This window comes from Azorhizobium doebereinerae UFLA1-100 (genome assembly GCF_000473085.1).
GTDB lineage: Bacteria > Pseudomonadota > Alphaproteobacteria > Rhizobiales > Xanthobacteraceae > Azorhizobium > Azorhizobium doebereinerae.
On record NZ_KI421497.1, the window covers coordinates 51,735 to 67,425 of the forward strand.

The following is a 15,691-nucleotide window of genomic DNA, read 5'->3' on the forward strand; positions in this document are numbered from 1 at the left end:
CGCCGGCCTCACGCGGACAGGGCTTCGGGCGCGGGCTCGATCTCGGCATCTTCCTCGCCGAGATAGGCCTTGCGCACATGCGGGTCCGCCAGCACCTCGGCCGGCAGGCCATGGGCGATCTTGCGGCCGAAATCGAGCACCATGACGCGGTGCGAGATGTCCATCACCACCCCCATGTCGTGCTCGATCATGATGATGGTCATGCCCCATTCCTCGTTGAGATCGACGATGTAGCGGGCCATGTCCTCCTTCTCTTCGAGGTTCATGCCGGCCATCGGCTCGTCGAGCAGGATGAGCTTTGGCTCAAGAGCGACCGCGCGGGCCAGCTCCACGCGCTTGCGCAGGCCGTAGGAGAGCGTGCCGGCGGTGGCCTTGCGCACGTGCTGGATGTCGAGGAAGTCGATGACATCCTCCACCTTGCGGCGGTGCTCCAGTTCCTCCTTCTGCGCGCCGCCGAACCAGTAGAGCGCGCCGGTGAGGAAGTTGTTCTTCAAGAGGTGGTGGCGCCCGACCATGATGTTGTCGAGCACGCTCATGTGGTGGAACAGGGCGAGGTTCTGGAAGGTGCGGCCGATGCCGATGGCGGCCCGCTTGTTGGGCTTCAGCCGGGTGATCTCGCGCCCCTCGAAGCTGATCTTGCCCTCGCTCGGCGAATAGCGCCCGGAGATGCAGTTCAGCAGCGAGGTCTTGCCGGCCCCGTTCGGCCCGATGATGGAGAAAAGCTCGCCCTTCTCAACGGAAAAGGAAACGTCGCTCAGCGCCCTCAGGCCGCCAAAGCGCAGCGAGATGTCACGCACGTCCAGAAGCGTGGCGCCCAAGCCGTCCTCCCTCGATGTCGCGGGCTGCGCCGGCCTTCGGCCGTGCGTGTCCCCCGTTGCGGCGCCCGTCTGATGTTGGCGTAGGGCGCCTTTGTCCCGGTCATGCGCCGGGTGTGTTATGGAAACAATCGAACGTTCTTTTTTCGTTCGGTCAAGCCCTCCTTCGTCGGGGGCCGGCCGCCGCGGGGGCGACTTGCGCCGCCGCGCGCGGGCGATCACTGTAGCCGGCGCCGCGGCGGGTCCGCAGCGTCATCCAACACCGAAGGGTCCGGCCCCGCAAGGGCGTTGCGCGGGTTCGAATCGGGATCAACACAGCGGACGGCCCCAGCCGGGGCCGAACCGCCGGGGCACAGGCGCAATGGCGCGGACAGTGGGTTCAAACGGCGCGCGCACGGCACAGGCCATCCGCCAGGCCGGCGTGAAGCTGATCTACAAGCACGGCTACGAGGCCATGAGCCTGCGTCAGTTGGCGGCGGAGGTCGGCCTGCAATCGGGCTCGCTCTACAAATATTTCGACAACAAGCAGAGCCTGCTGTTCGACATCGTGCGCGACCACATGGAGGACCTGATGGGCAAGGCGGAGGAGGCGCTCGACGGCCTCACCGCCCCCATGGACCGCCTCAGGGCCTATGTGGGCTTCCACCTGCGCTACCATATGACGCGCAAGGCGCACGTCTTCATCGCCAACATGGAGATCCGCAGCCTGGAGGACGGCCACCGCGCCGAGGTGGTGGCCATGCGCCGGCGCTACGAGGGCATGCTGGACGAGATCCTGCGCCAGGGCGCGGCGGAGGGCGCCTTCAACGTGGCCGATCCCCGCGTCTCCACCTACGCCATCATCTCCATGCTCACCGGCATCTGCATGTGGTACCGCACCGACGGACGGCTCAGCCAGGATGATCTGGTGGCGATCTATACCGATCTCGTCACCGGCGGGGTGGCGGCCACGGGCCTGCCCGCGGCGGCCGCCGCCACCACGCTGAAGCGGGCGTAATTCCCCCTTGCGGGGCGGATTAAAAAAACGCACGATCGTTTCCAAGGTCGTTGTCCGTCCGCCCGCATCGCGGGCCGCCGGGCAGCGCCCCTTAAAAGAAGAACGCCGGCACGGATCGGCGGCGGAGGACATGCCATCCAGGGCGCAGGCCATCCCGGCCGGCGTTCGGGCGCCTGTCTTCCGCACGCACAGTCCGGCCGGGACGCTCAGGGACGAGGACGCTCAATGGCGATCATCGAGGATGCGGTGGACCGCCGCGCGGAGGCGTTTGCGCGCAATCGCGAGGCCCTGGCGGCAAGCGTCGCCGACCTGCGCCGCGAGGTGGACCGCATCGCCGAGGGCGGCGGGGCAGTGGCCCGCGAGCGGCACCTGAAGCGCGGCAAGCTGCTGCCGCGCGACCGCATCCGCACCCTGCTCGACACCGGCTCGCCCTTCCTGGAGCTCTCGCAGCTCGCCGCTTACGGCCTGTATGAGGACGACGTGCCCGCCGCCGGCCTTATCACCGGCATCGGCCGGGTGTCGGGCCGCGAGTGCATGATCGTCGCCAACGACGCCACGGTGAAGGGCGGCACCTACTTCCCCATGACGGTGAAGAAGCACCTGCGCGCCCAGGCCATCGCGCGGGAGAACCACCTGCCCTGCCTCTATCTGGTGGACAGTGGCGGCGCCAATTTGCCCAACCAGGACGAGGTGTTCCCCGACCGCGAGCATTTCGGCCGCATCTTCTTCAACCAGGCCAGCATGTCGGCGGAGGGCATCGCCCAGATCGCCGTGGTGATGGGCTCGTGCACGGCGGGCGGCGCCTATGTGCCGGCCATGGCCGACCAGTCGATCATGGTGAAGAACCAGGCCACCATCTTCCTCGGCGGCCCGCCGCTGGTGAAGGCCGCCACCGGCGAGGTGGTGACCGCCGAGGAACTGGGCGGGGCGGACGTCCACACCCGCACCTCCGGCGTCGCCGACCACATGGCGGAGAACGACGCCCATGCGCTGGGCATCGCCCGCACCATCGTCGCCGGGCTGAACCGGCGGAAATCCCACGGCCTGGAGATCCGCGCGCCGCGCGCGCCGCTCTACGACCCGGAGGAGATCTACGGCATCGTCTCGCAGGACCCCAAGCGGCCGTTCGACGTGCGCCAGATCATCGCCCGCATCGTCGACGGCTCGGAGTTCGACGAGTTCAAGCCGCTCTACGGCCAGACGCTGGTCACCGGCTTCGCCCACATCTTCGGCTATCCGGTTGGCATCATCGCCAACAACGGCATCCTGTTCTCCGAAAGCGCGCAGAAGGGCGCGCATTTCGTCGAATTGTGCTGCCAGCGCAATATCCCGCTGGTGTTCCTCCAGAACATCACCGGCTTCATGGTCGGGCGGAAATACGAGGCCGGCGGCATCGCCAAGGACGGCGCCAAGCTGGTCACGGCTGTCTCCTGCGCTAGCGTGCCGAAATTCACCGTGGTGATCGGCAACTCATTCGGCGCCGGCAATTACGGCATGTGCGGGCGCGCGTTCGATCCGCGCTTCCTGTGGATGTGGCCCAACGCCCGCATCTCGGTGATGGGCGGCGAGCAGGCGGCCAACGTGCTGGCCCAGGTGAAGCGCGACGGCATCGAGGGCCGCGGCGGCGCCTGGAGCACGGACGAGGAAGCCGCCTTCAAGGCCCCCATCCAGGCGCAGTATGAGGCCCAGGGCCACCCCTATTATTCCTCCGCCCGGCTGTGGGATGACGGCGTGATCGACCCCGCCGACACCCGCATGGTGCTGGCGCTGGCGCTCTCCGCCTCCCTCAACGCCCCCGCGAGGGAGACACGCTTCGGCGTGTTCCGCATGTGAGCCTGCGCACCGCGCTTGAGGACGGCGTCGCGCTCCTCACCCTCGACCGGCCGGAGGTGCACAACGCCTTCGACGACGCGCTCATCACCGCGCTGACCGCCGCCTATGAGGCCGCCGCCGCCGATCCCACTGTCCGCGCCATCCTGCTGCGCGCCGAGGGGCCGAGCTTCTGCTCCGGCGGCGACCTCAACTGGATGCGCCGCATGGCCGGCTATTCCCACGCCGAGAATCTCGCCGACGCGGAGAAGCTCGCCCATCTCATGCGGGTGATCGACACCTGCCCCAAGCCGACGCTGGCCCGCGTGCACGGCTCGGCCTTCGCCGGCGCCACCGGCATGATCGCCTGCTCGGACATCGCCGTGGCGGTGCCGGAGGCGGAATTCGCCGTCACCGAGGTGCGCATCGGCCTCATCCCGGCGGTGATCAGCCCCTATCTGGTGCGGGCCATGGGCGCGCGCGCGGCGCGGCGCTATTTCCTCACCGCCGAGCGCTTCTCCGCCGACACCGCCCGCGCCCTCGGCCTGGTGCACGAGGTGGTGCCGGCCGCCGATCTCGACGCCGCCCTCGCCCGCCACCTGAAGGCGCTGCGCGCGGCGAGCCCGGCGGCGCTCGCCGCCACCAAGGCGCTGGTGGCGGCGGTGGACCGGCCCTTGTCCGACGCCGTCATCGCCGACACCGCCCACCGCATCGCCGACCAGCGCGCCAGCGCCGAAGGCCGCGAGGGGCTCGCCGCCTTCCTGGAAAAACGCAAACCGAACTGGACCGGGGCATGAGCCTGCGCAAGCTTCTCATCGCCAATCGCGGCGAGATCGCCGTGCGGGTGATGCGCACCGCGAAAGCCATGGGCATCGCCACCGTCGCGGTCTATTCCGAGGCCGACGCCCGCGCTTTGCACGTGGAGACCGCCGACGAGGCCTATCCCATCGGCCCCGCCCCGGCGCGCGAGAGCTACCTGAAGATCGACGCCATCCTTGCCGCCGCCAAGGCCAGCGGGGCGGATGCGATCCACCCCGGCTACGGCTTCCTGTCGGAGAATGCCGACTTCGCCGACGCCTGCGCGGCGGCGGGGCTGGTCTTCGTCGGCCCGCCCGCCGCCGCCATCCGCGCCATGGGCTCCAAGAGCGCCGCCAAGGCGCTGATGGAAAAGGCCGGCGTGCCGCTGGTGCCCGGCTATCACGGCGAGGACCAGGAGCCCGCCTTGCTGCGGGCGGAAGCCGCGCGCATCGGTTATCCCGTGCTCATCAAGGCCTCCGCCGGCGGCGGCGGCAAGGGCATGAAGGTGGTCACGTTCGACGCCGAATTTCCCGACGCCCTCGCCTCCGCCCAGCGCGAGGCGAAGAGCGCGTTCGGCGACGACCGGGTGCTGATCGAGAAATACCTCACCCGCCCGCGCCATATCGAGGTGCAAGTGTTCGCCGACGCGCACGGCCATGCGGTCTACCTGCATGAGCGCGACTGTTCGATCCAGCGCCGCCACCAGAAGGTGGTGGAGGAAGCCCCCGCCCCCGGCCTCTCGCCGGCGCGCCGCGCCGCCATGGGGCAGGCGGCGGTGGATGCCGCCAAGGCGGTGGGCTATGTGGGCGCCGGCACGGTGGAGTTCATCGCCGAGGGCGAGGACTTCTTCTTCATGGAGATGAACACCCGCCTCCAGGTGGAGCATCCGGTCACCGAGGCCATCACCGGCCAGGATCTGGTGGAGTGGCAATTGCGGGTGGCGCGCGGCGAAAAGCTGCCGCTGGCCCAGGCCGACATCCCGCTCATCGGCGCCGCCATCGAGGTGCGGCTCTATGCCGAGGACCCGCAGCGCGATTTCCTGCCCCAGGTGGGCCGGCTCGACCATCTGGCGCTGCCGTTCGCCGTGCCGGGCGTGCGGGTGGACGCGGGCGTGCGCGCGGGCGATGCCGTCTCCATCCATTACGATCCGATGATCGCCAAGATCATCGCCGCCGGCGCCGACCGCGCCGAGGCGGTGGGGCGGCTCTGCGCCGCGCTGGCCGCCACCGAGGTGGTGGGCCTCGCCACCAACCGCAGCTTCCTCGCCGCCATCGCCGGCCATCCGGCGTTCGCGGCGGCCGAGCTGGACACCGGCTTCATCGCCCGCCACGCCGCCGATCTGCTGCCGGCGCCCGAGCCGGTGGACGACCGCATCCTGGCACTCGCGGCCCTCTCCATCCTGCTGGAGGAGGCCCGCGTCTCGGCCGCCGCCGCCGATCCGGCCGATCCCTTCTCGCCCTGGGGCCTCGCCCCCGGCTGGCGGCTCAACCGCGCCGCCCACGTGGACCTCACCTTCTCCGACCAGGGCGCCCGCATCGCCGTGCGCGCCCACTACAAGGCAAGCGGCTTCGTGCTGGACCTGCCGGGCGGGCCGCTGGCGGTGGAGGGCGCGCGCGAGGCCGACGGCACGCTCGCCGCCCGGCTCGACGGGGTGCGGCTGAAGGCGCGCGTGGTGCGCTCGGGCATGAAGCTCACGGTGTTCGCGGGCGGGCTGGAGCGGACGGTGGAGTTCGTCGATCCCCGCGTCGCCTCCATCGACGCCACCGGCACCGCCGGTCGCCTCGTGGCGCCCATGCCGGGCACGGTGATCCGCGTCGCCGTGGAGCCCGGCCAGGCAGTGCTGAAGGGCGCCGCCCTCGTGGTGGTTGAGGCGATGAAGATGGAGCACACCGTCACCGCCCCCCGCGACGGCGTGGTGCAGGCGGTGAACTTCGCCGTCGGCGACCTGGTGGACGAAGGCGCGGAACTGCTGGTGCTGGACGAGGCGGGCTGAGGGGCGGAAGCGGGCGTCGCGACCGAAGCTGGCCCCCACCCGAACCACGCCGGAAACGCCCTCTCCCGCTTGCGCAGGATCACCCTGCCGACGCGGGCACCTCCCCCCTTGCGGGGGAGGGCAGGGAGGGGGGTGAAACGCGCGCCGATGGCGACCCGCCTGAAGAAGGCGCCCGGCTTTTGAACACGCGTGAAGGGGCAGCCGCTTCACCCCCCTCCCCAAACCCTCCCCCGCAAGGGGGGAGGGAGTATGGCGTGCCCAGCCAAAGCCGTGCGCGCCCTATCCGGGACGTTCGCGAAAAGGCGTTCTCCCGCTTGCGGGAAGGGTCGGGTGGCGCCGCGCGCCAGCGCGGAAAGACCAACCCTAAACGCCGCGCCCCTACGCCCGGCCGCGGCGGCTGCGTTCGGGGAGGACCTGGTGGGCGATCCAGTTGCGCACCTCGGCGGTGCGCAGCTCCTTGGAGATCACCGCCCCGTCCACCCCGTGGCGCCAGACCAGCGCCGCGTTGGCCGGGTCGCGCTCCAGCTTCTCCAGGTCGCAGATGAAGGCGCTCTCCTCATCCTCGTCGAGGAAGAAGCCCTCCGCCACCAGCGACGGGCTGAGCCGGCGGAAGATCGCCGCCATCTCGCGGAACGGATATTCGGGGTGGTACTGCACCCCCCAGGCGGTGCTGCGGCCGGCCTTGAACTCGGCCGCCTGCACCTGGGAATGCTCGTTGGTGGCGAGCAGGCGCGCGCCGGGGGGCAGCGTCTCCACCTCGTCCAGATGCACCGTCATGGCCTCGAACACCTCGGGCTTGCCGGCGAACATGCCGTGGTCGCGCCCGTGCTCGGTGACGCGGATGCGCCGGCCGAAGCCCACTTCCCGGCCGCGCGGATTGCGCCGCACCGCCCCGCCCGCCGCCGTGGTCAGCAGTTGCAGGCCCCAGCAGCTGCCGAAGATGGGCGTGCCGGTGTCGAAGGCGGAGCGGATCAGGTCGATCTGCTGCTGCACCTCCACCCCGCCATTGTAGATGTTCAGCGACGAGCCGGTGATGGCGATGCCGTCATAGCCGTCCAGGCCCGCGCTGTCGGGCAAATTGGCGCCGGGATCGGCGGGATAGCAGATGTCCACCACCGCCGCGGGGAGGATCTCGCGCAGCAGCCGGGCATAGCCCTCGCTCGCCGCCTCGCCTCCGAAGCTCACCTGCCGCGCGCGGGCTTCGGCGACATTTCCTTCAACGACCAGGAGACGGGGAGCGGGCATGACGGACCAGGGCAGGATGGGAGGGGCGGACGGCCATGACGGGCGGCGGAGGCCGCCGGCCCGCATGTTCGCGTTCGCAGCATAGAGCGCATTTTGACGAAAGAGAGGTGCGCCAGTGGTTCGACCGCGACAGATGAAACCCATCTGCCGCAAGCGGGTCGAACCACAACTCTTTGATCCACTAGGCTTGTCGCTCAATCCCCCAGCGTCGCCTCCAGCGTGCGGGCGGCGCGCGCCTTGCGCTCGTAGAACAGGAGATAGATGCCCGACGCGATCACGATGGCCGCCCCGGCCAGCGTCCAGGCGCTCGGCACCTGGCCGAACAGCAGCCAGCCGAGCACCACCATGCCGATGATCTGGATGTAGAGATAGGGCGCCAGCGTCGCCGCAGGGGCGTGGCGGTGGGCCATGATCAGCAGCATGTGGCCGCCGCCGGCCACCGCGCCCAGCACCAGCAGGGCGCCGAACACCAGCGGCTCGTGCGGCGTCTCCCACATGACGGGCAAGGGCAGGGAGGCCGCCACGGAGCCGACCAGCGAGGAATAGAACAGCGTCGTCGGCGTCTTGTCGCTGTCCGCCAGCATGCGGGTGGCGATGGCATAGAGCGCGTAGCAGAGCGAGGCGCCGAGCGAGAGCAGCGCCGCCGGATGGATGCCGGAGCCCGGCTGGGCCACCAGCAGCCGGCGAAGCCCACGGTGATGGCCGCCCAGTGCCGCGCGCCCACCCATTCGCCCAGCATCGGCCCGGCGAACACCGCCACGAAGAAGGGGGCGGAGAACATGATGGAGACCGTCTGGTCCAGTTGAAGATACTGGAGCGCGGTGAAATTGAGCAGGGTGCAGCCGAACAGCAGCGCCGAGCGGCCGATCTGGAGCCAGGGCCGGCGGGTGCGCAGCAGGCCGGGCACCGTCCAGGGATTGAAGACGATGAGCGCGATGGCGAAGTGGATGACGTAGCGCGCCCACACGATCATCGCCACGTTGATGTGCGCGCTGAGCCATTTGGCGGTCGCGTCGGAGACGGCGAAGGACGACACGGCGAGGCACATCAGGCCGATGCCGACGAGGCGCGAGGCGGCGGCCGGGCGGGAGGGCGCGTGCATGCCGGGCCTCATGCCCCCCGCGCGCGGCGGGGGACGCAGCACGGGACGCGGCGAACGGACGGGCGCCTGTCGCGCGGGCGATGGTGCGGCATGTCTCCCCCGTGGCCACGTCGGCGGCGGCCAGCCTTTAAATCCTTTGAAACAGGGATAGCGCGCGGGCGGGAACGGGCGAAACAGATAAAGCTGCATGCGGTCCCCGCCGCCCATGCGCATGGCGCGGAGCGGCACCGCGCGGAACGCAGGGCATCGCGTGGGACGGCGCGGGCGGCCCGCGCCGTCCGGGGCGGCGAAAGCCCGGCCGGCATGCTATCTGGATGCCGTCCGCCCCGTCCTCACCCCGGTTGCGCCATGTCTTCAGCTTCCCCTTCCCCTGCCCCTGGCGGCGACACGCCCTCGCCGCTGGCCGCGCGCCTCCTCCATCGCGACGGCATGGTGCTGGTGCTGGACAAGCCCGCCGGCCTGCCGGTGCATCCCGGCCCCAAGGGCGGGGAGACGCTGCACGACCATTTGCCCGGCCTGCGCTTCGGCCTGCCGCGCGCGCCGGAGCTGGCGCACCGGCTCGACAAGGACACCTCCGGCTGCCTGGTGCTGGGCCGCCATGCCAAGGCGCTGGCGCTGCTCAACCGGCTGTTCGCCGAGGGCAAGGTGGACAAGACCTATGTGGCGGTGACCAAGGGCGCGCCGGCGGAGGATGCGGGGCGCATCGACCAGCCGCTGGCCAAGCGCTCGCCGCATCGCGGCTGGTGGATGCAGGCGGTGCCCAAGGGTACCCCCGGCGGGCTGGAGGCGATCACCGACTGGCGGGTGCTGGCCCGCGTGGACGGGCTGGCGGTGATGGCGCTCTCGCCGGTGACCGGGCGCACCCACCAGCTGCGCGCCCACCTCTCCCATCTCGGCTTCCCGATCCTGGGCGACGCCATCTATGGCGGCGCCTCGCGCCTGCCGGGCGGGCCGATGCTGCACCTGCATTCGCGCCGCGTGGTGCTGCCGGTGGCCAAGAACGGCCCGCCGCTGGACGCCCGCGCGCCCCTGCCGCCGCACATGGCCGAGACGCTCACTGCGCTGGGGCTCGACCCGGCGGCGCTGGAAGCCGCCGCCGACACCGCCTTCGACTGACCTTTATCGCGCGCTACCGCCGCTCGCGCGTCACCAGCCAGATGCCGGCGGCGATCGGCGCGACGCCGAGGAAATCCAGCGGCGGCACATGCTCGCCCAGCAGCGCCCAGCCGAAGAACAGGCCGAGCGGCGGCATCAGGAAGTGCAGCGCGGTGGCCTCGGTGGCGGTGGAGCGGCCGAGGATGAAGTACCACAGGCTGTAGCCGCCCACCGAGACCCCCACCACCAGATAGGCGAAGGCCCACAGGAAGGGCTGCGTCACATGGATGGCGGAGACGCTCTCGGTCGCCAGCGCCACCGGCAGCAAGGCGATGCCGCCCGCCAGGCACTGGATGCCGCTCGCCTGCCACAGGCCGGACGACGTGCGCAGCCGCTTGTAGACCAGTGTGCCGCTGGTGAGGGCGACCAGCGCGCCGAGGATGAACAGCGTGCCCGTCAGCCCCTCGTGGCCGCCGGCGAGGCGCGAGCGCAGCACGATGGCGACGCCGGCCATGCCCAGCAGCAGGCCGCCCAGCTTGCGCAAGGTGAGCCGCTCGCCCAGCACCGGCCCGGCCACCAGCGCGGTGAGCAGCGGATTGGCCGAGATGATCACCGCGGTGAAGCCGGAGGACACCATGGTCATGCCGGTGAAGCTCAGGCCCAGATAGACCGCATTGTTGAGGATGCCGGCGAGGATGAGCGAGGCCCAGTCCCGCCCGCTCAGCCGCTTCAGCGCGCCGGTGAGCGCGCAGGCGCCAAGGATCAGGCCGCCGGCGAACAGGAAGCGCAGGGTCAGCAGCAGCAGCGGCGGGCAGTCCACCAGCGCCACCTTGCCGGCGGCGAAGGCCGAGCTCCACAGCACGCAGAACAAGGCGATCAGCAGCGGCGTGGTGCCGAACGGCTGCGCCGTGGCGGCGGGGGTGGTGGTCAGCTTGGCGGTGGACATCTTTGGCGTCTCCTCGGGGGCCACCAAGCCACAGGCGGATCGAATTGAGAAATTCGATGTTTTCATGCCTAATAGTGGAAATCCAAATGGAATGCCCGGAGCCCCGGCCATGCTCGACCTCGACCTGTTGCATGCCTTCGTCAGCGTGGTGGATGCGGGCGGCTTCACCCGCGCCGGCGAACGCGTCCACCGCACGCAATCCACCGTCAGCCAGCAGATCCGCCGGCTGGAGCTGGCGGCGGGGCGCGCCCTGTTCGCCCGCGCCGGCCGGCAGGTGCGCCTGACCGAGGATGGCGAGCGCCTGCTCGGCTATGCCCGCCGCATCCTGGCGCTGTCGGCGGAGGCCAAGGCCGCGCTCGCCGCCGAGGCGCCGGCGGTGGTGCTGCGGCTCGGCATGCCCGACGACATCGCGGTCGCCGCGCTGACCCGCGTGGTGGCGGCCTTCGCCGCCGCCCATCAGGACGTGCGCCTCGCCGTGCGCTGCGGCCTCAGCCTCGACCTGGAGGCCGACCTGAAGAAAGGCGATCTCGACGTGGTGCTGCTGAAGCGCGAGCCCGGCCGCGCCGGCGCGCGCGCCGCCTGGGCCGAGCATCTGGTCTGGGTCGGCGGCGCCGGGGCCGGCGTGCCGCGCGACCCGGTGCCGCTGGTGGCCTTCCCGCAGGGCTGCCTCTACCGCAACCGCGCCGTGGACGCCTTGGAGCGGGCGGGCCGCACCTGGCGCATCGCCTATGAATGCCCCAACCTCGTCGGCATCCAGACGGCGGTGGAGAGCGGGCTCGGCATCGCCCTGCTGGAGCGCCGCGCGGTGCAGCCGGCGCACCGGGTGCTGGCCGCCGCCGACGGCCTGCCGGTCATCGCCGCCTCCGAGCTGGCGCTGTGCGTGCGCGACGGCGCCGGCCCCGCCGCCGAGGCCCTGGCCGCCGTGGTGGCAGAGTTCTGCGCCGCGCCCGGCGCGCTGGCCGCGCGGGCGGCGTGAAATCAGGCCATGGATGCCAGCAGGCGGCGGCCGATGGCGGCGGTGCCGGCAAGGCCGGGGGTGGGATGCACCACCACATGGGTCGGCACGCCGGCAAGCCGCGCCGCGAACGGCTCATGGTCCTCGAAGGCGGCGCGGAAGGGCGATTCGGCGAACAAATGCGCCATCGCCGCCGCGACGCCGCCGGGAATATAGACCCCGCCCCGCGCATCGAAGAGCAGGGCATAGTCGCCGAGGATGCGCCCGAGGATGCGCAGGAAGACGTGGCAGGTCTCCCGCTCCGGGCCGTCGGCCACGAGGGCGGCGCGGATGATGGCCTGCGAGGTCAGCGCCTCCCCGGCGAGGATCTCGTGCAGCCGCACCAGGCCGGAGCCGGACAGCACCCGCTCCACGCTCACCGAGCCGAGGTCACGCACCATGTGGGCGAGGATGCGCGCCTCGTCCGCCATCACCGCGCCGAAGCGCACGTGCCCGCCCTCGCTCGGCATCACCTCGAACGTGTCGCCATGCGGCAGCAGTTGCGCCGTGCCGAGGCCGGTGCCGGGACCGCAGACCAGGATGGGCGCGCCCGGCACCGCCTTGCCGGCGCCCACCTGGAGCAGATCGGCGCGGCCGAGCGTCGGCACGCCATGGGCCAGCGCCACGAAATCGTTGAACACCTGCAGCCTGGCGAGCCCCAGCGTGCGGGCCAGCTCCGGCCGCGAGAAGCTCCAGGCCCGGTTGGTCAGCTTCACCGCGTCGCCGTCCACCGGCCCGGCCACCGCGAACACGCCGGCCTCCGGCCGCGCGCCGCCGGTCGCTTCGAAATAAGCGGTGAACAGCTCCTCCAGCGTGGCGTGGCCGTCATTGGCCTCGACCCGCACGTCGAACGGCCGGCCGTCGGCCCCGGCGCGGGCGATGCGGGTGGAGGTGCCGCCGATGTCGGCGAGCAGGACCGTGGAAGCCATGGAGGGTCTCCGGTAACGCGGGACGGGGACCCTACAAGCTGAGGGTCCGTGATCCAAACGCCCAAAACCGCCATGGGGTCCGGCGGCTCGTGATACCGCCCAGTGGCGTCGGCGCGGATGGTCCCGTAAGGTGAGGGTCCGACAAGGGATGTGTCCAGGGGACTGGCGCTTACCCCGAAGCGGCGTACATAAAGGGGAGAATGGCGAGGCACGTGCCGTCCGGCAGCGGCGCGCAGGCTCCCCGGCAAGGGACAACACCCGGTTTTCGCGGCCTCCCGCCTCGGTCACCGGCAGCATGGCGAAGCGCAGTGCTCGATATCTATACGATTATTTTTCTGGCTCTGGCCGTGTTCATCTTCGTGCGGCTGCGCAGCGTGCTCGGCCAGCGGACGGGGCGCGAACGCCCGCCCTACGACCCCTTCTCCCGCGACGCGGCGCGTCCGCCGGCGCAGGACAACGTGGTGAACCTGCCAGAGCGCGCGCCCGACGTGGCGCCCAATCCGGCCGCCCCGACGCCGGCCGCGCCGCCGCTGCCCGGTGGCTTCCGCTGGCAGGGCGTGGCCGAGGAGGGCTCGCCGCTGGCCGCCGCCCTCGACCAGATCGCCGCCGCCGAGCGCGACTTCGACGCCAAGCATTTCATCACCGGCGCCAAGTCCGCCTATGAGATGATCGTGCTGGCCTTCGCCTCCGGCGACCGCAAGATGCTGAAGGACCTGCTCTCCAAGGACGTCTACGACGGCTTCGTCTCGGCCATCGGCGAGCGCGAGGCGCGCGGCGAGACCATGGAATCGCGCTTCGTTGCCATCGAGAAGGCCGAGCTGGTGGAAGCCAGCGTGCGTGGGCGCACCGCGCAGCTCACCCTGCGATTCGTCTCGCAGCTCATCTCGGTCACCCGCGGCCGCGACGGCGAGGTGGTGGACGGCAGCCCCGACACCGTGGCCGACGTGACCGACGTGTGGACCTTCGCGCGCGAACTCGGCTCCCGCGACCCCAATTGGAAGCTCGTGGCGACCGAAGCCGCGCAGTAGCCCGGCCATGCGGGCGCCGGCCAGAACGGGGCGGTGGCCCGGCCGCCGCGCAGTCGCGGCGGCGATCCTCGGGGCGGGCCTCGCCTTGATCGGCGCCGCCGCAGCAGCCATGCCCGACGCTCCGCGCCCCGCTGTCGCACCCTCCGCCGCCAAGGCTTCCTCCGCCGAAGCCTTGCATCCGGTCGCCGCGCCGGAGATCGCCGGGGCGACGCTCAGCCCGGTGGGCTTCGGCGACCTGCCCGGCTGGGCCGCGGACGATGCCGCCGCCGCCTTCTCGACCTTCCTGACCTCCTGCCGCGCCATCGAGACGGCGCCGGCCGAGGTCGGCCCCGCCTCCAACCCGCGCCTGCTGCCCGGCTTGCGCCAGGCCTGCCGCGCGGCGCGGGCGCTCGGCACCGCCGCGCCGTCGTCCGATGTGGCCCGGCTGTTCTTCGAAGCCAATTTCCGCCCCTACGCCATCCGGCCCGACACCGGCCCGCAGGGCTTCCTCACCGGTTATTACGAGCCCGAGGTGGAGGGCGCGCTGGCGCCCGGCGCCGGCTATGGCGTGCCGGTCTATGCCCGCCCGCCCGACCTGATCCCCGGCGATGCCGCCGCCCCCAGCAACAAGGGCCCGGTGTTCCGGCTGGAGGACGGCCGGCGCGTGCCCTATTGGGACCGCGCCGCCATCGAGGACGGCGCGCTGGCCGGCCGGGGGCTGGAGATCTGCTGGCTGAAGGACCCCATCGACCTGTTCTTCATGCAGATCCAGGGCTCCGCCCGCGTCCGCCTGCCCGACGGGCGGGTGATGCGGCTGAATTACGACGGCCACAACGGGCAGGGCTACGTGCCGGTGGGCCGGCTGCTGATCGAGCGCGGCCTCGTGCCGCGCAGCGAGATGTCCATGGACCGCATCCGCGCTTTCATGGAGGCCGACCCGGCCGCCGGCCGGGCGCTGCGCCGCGAGAACCCCTCCTACGTCTTCTTCAAGGCGGTGCCGCTCGGCGCCGACGAAGGCGCGCTGGGCGCCCAGGGCGTGGGGCTGACGCCGGGCCGCTCCATCGCCATCGACCGGGCGCTGCACGGCTACGGCACGCCGGTCTTCATCAGCGCCCGCCTGCCGATCCGCTCGGCCGCGCCGGAGACGCCGTTCCAGCGGCTGATGATCGCGCAGGACACCGGCTCGGCCATCGTCGGCCCCGCCCGCGCCGATTTGTTCTTCGGCGCCGGCCCGGAGGCGGGACGGATCGCCGGGCGCATCCGCGACCCCGGCGCCTTCTTCCTCCTGGTGCCGCGCCTCGCGGGGGGCACGCCATGACCCGCAAGGGCCGGCGCCGCCACCTGCGCGAGGACGAGCGCCATCTCTGGGAGCATGTGGCGCGCTCCGTCGCCCCCCTGCGCCCGGCCCGCACGCTGGCCCTGCCGCCGCCCAAGGCGCCGGAGCCGGTGCCGCCGGACGCCCTGCTGCCCGAGGACGATCCGGCCAGGCCCGCACCGAAATCCATCTCGGCCAAGCCGGGCCCGCCCAAAACCGCCGCACCCAAGCCCGCCGCCCGCAAGCCCCTGGTGCCGCCGGTACCCGCCCCGCCGCCGCTGGCGAAGCTGGAGCCCAAGGTGCGGCGCAAGCTCAACCGCGGCGCCGACGTGGATGCCCGGCTCGACCTGCACGGCCTCACCCAGGCCGCCGCCCACCACCGGCTGCACCTGTTCATGGTCGAGGCGCAGGCGGCCGGGCACAGCCTCGTCCTCGTCATCACCGGCAAGGGCGGCCGCGAGGAGGCCTTCGGCGGCGGGCTCGACGGCGGCCGGGGCGTGCTGCGGCGGATCGTGCCGCAATGGCTGACCGACCACACCCTGCGCGCCTATGTGGTGGGCTTCGAGAATGCCGCGCGGCACCATGGCGGGGACGGCGCGCTCTATGTGCGCATCCGCCGCCGGCGGGCGCGGCCATGAGGACAAGG

General features: G+C 71.7%; 14 protein-coding genes and 1 pseudogene. 9 read left to right on the plus strand and 6 right to left on the minus strand.

All coding sequences use genetic code 11. The features are described from left to right. Positions 1–8 precede the first annotated feature (8 nt). Positions 9–818: an ABC transporter ATP-binding protein gene (locus tag YU1_RS0126535; protein ID WP_084540165.1), complete on the minus strand. Its 810-nt coding sequence runs from the start codon at positions 816–818 to the stop codon at positions 9–11. Positions 819–1,188: 370 nt separating this feature from the next. Here YU1_RS0126535 and YU1_RS0126540 point away from each other — a divergent pair, with 370 nt between their 5' ends. The 4 genes from YU1_RS0126540 (at position 1,189) to YU1_RS0126555 (ending at position 6,412) form a co-directional block, all read left to right on the plus strand. Beyond that, positions 1,189–1,812: a TetR/AcrR family transcriptional regulator gene (locus YU1_RS0126540; protein ID WP_245263467.1), complete on the plus strand. Its 624-nt coding sequence runs from the start codon at positions 1,189–1,191 to the stop codon at positions 1,810–1,812. A gap of 225 nt (positions 1,813–2,037) precedes the next feature. Further along, on the plus strand, positions 2,038–3,645 hold the full coding sequence (locus YU1_RS0126545; RefSeq protein ID WP_029006600.1) for a carboxyl transferase domain-containing protein: 1,608 nt from the start codon (positions 2,038–2,040) through the stop codon (positions 3,643–3,645). Beyond that, the gene (locus YU1_RS0126550) at positions 3,642–4,418 is read left to right on the plus strand and encodes an enoyl-CoA hydratase-related protein (RefSeq protein ID WP_029006601.1); all 777 of its coding nucleotides are present in this window, start codon (positions 3,642–3,644) and stop codon (positions 4,416–4,418) included. Before YU1_RS0126545 ends, YU1_RS0126550 begins: the two co-directional genes overlap by 4 nt. Further along, positions 4,415–6,412, plus strand: a complete 1,998-nt coding sequence (locus tag YU1_RS0126555) for an acetyl/propionyl/methylcrotonyl-CoA carboxylase subunit alpha (RefSeq protein ID WP_029006602.1) — start codon at positions 4,415–4,417, stop codon at positions 6,410–6,412. The genes YU1_RS0126550 and YU1_RS0126555 overlap by 4 nt, the downstream gene beginning before the upstream one ends. A 378-nt stretch (positions 6,413–6,790) precedes the next feature. Here the strand turns inward: YU1_RS0126555 and YU1_RS0126560 are convergent, their stop codons facing one another. From YU1_RS0126560 to YU1_RS34865, 3 genes and pseudogenes are all read right to left on the minus strand, one after another. Continuing rightward, positions 6,791–7,657, minus strand: a complete 867-nt coding sequence (locus YU1_RS0126560; protein ID WP_035716850.1) for a type 1 glutamine amidotransferase — start codon at positions 7,655–7,657, stop codon at positions 6,791–6,793. 194 nt (positions 7,658–7,851) lie between these two features. Then, positions 7,852–8,385, minus strand: coding sequence for a DMT family transporter (locus tag YU1_RS34660; RefSeq protein WP_245263468.1), 534 nt, complete (start codon positions 8,383–8,385; stop codon positions 7,852–7,854). Positions 8,386–8,390: 5 nt separating this feature from the next. Beyond that, a pseudogene (locus YU1_RS34865) lies at positions 8,391–8,972 on the minus strand (EamA family transporter); the annotation flags it as partial. Between the two features lie 135 nt (positions 8,973–9,107). Here YU1_RS34865 and YU1_RS0126570 point away from each other — a divergent pair. Next, positions 9,108–9,875: an RluA family pseudouridine synthase gene (locus tag YU1_RS0126570; protein WP_029006604.1), complete on the plus strand. Its 768-nt coding sequence runs from the start codon at positions 9,108–9,110 to the stop codon at positions 9,873–9,875. Between the two features lie 13 nt (positions 9,876–9,888). Here the strand turns inward: YU1_RS0126570 and YU1_RS0126575 are convergent, their stop codons facing one another. Continuing rightward, a complete protein-coding gene (locus YU1_RS0126575) occupies positions 9,889–10,800 on the minus strand; it encodes a DMT family transporter (RefSeq protein WP_051357439.1) in 912 nt (303 codons plus the stop codon). 109 nt (positions 10,801–10,909) lie between these two features. Between YU1_RS0126575 and YU1_RS31565 the strand changes: the two genes are divergently transcribed. Continuing rightward, a complete protein-coding gene (locus tag YU1_RS31565; RefSeq protein ID WP_035716820.1) occupies positions 10,910–11,776 on the plus strand; it encodes a LysR substrate-binding domain-containing protein in 867 nt (288 codons plus the stop codon). Positions 11,777–11,778: 2 nt separating this feature from the next. Here the strand turns inward: YU1_RS31565 and glk are convergent, their stop codons facing one another. Then, positions 11,779–12,723 (minus strand): glucokinase, encoded by a 945-nt coding sequence (gene glk, locus YU1_RS0126585; protein WP_029006606.1) that lies wholly within the window; start codon positions 12,721–12,723, stop codon positions 11,779–11,781. A 308-nt stretch (positions 12,724–13,031) separates the two neighbouring features. Here glk and YU1_RS0126590 point away from each other — a divergent pair, with 308 nt between their 5' ends. The 3 genes from YU1_RS0126590 (at position 13,032) to YU1_RS0126600 (ending at position 15,683) form a co-directional block, all read left to right on the plus strand. Further along, positions 13,032–13,751 (plus strand): Tim44/TimA family putative adaptor protein, encoded by a 720-nt coding sequence (locus tag YU1_RS0126590; RefSeq protein ID WP_029006607.1) that lies wholly within the window; start codon positions 13,032–13,034, stop codon positions 13,749–13,751. Positions 13,752–13,860: 109 nt separating this feature from the next. Then, complete coding sequence (gene mltA / locus YU1_RS31570) at positions 13,861–15,048, plus strand: murein transglycosylase A (protein WP_035716853.1); 1,188 nt, start codon at positions 13,861–13,863, stop codon at positions 15,046–15,048. Beyond that, positions 15,045–15,683 carry a Smr/MutS family protein gene (locus YU1_RS0126600; protein ID WP_029006608.1) on the plus strand — a complete coding sequence of 213 codons (639 nt, stop codon included), beginning with the start codon at positions 15,045–15,047 and terminating at the stop codon, positions 15,681–15,683. Before mltA ends, YU1_RS0126600 begins: the two co-directional genes overlap by 4 nt. Positions 15,684–15,691 lie beyond the last annotated feature (8 nt).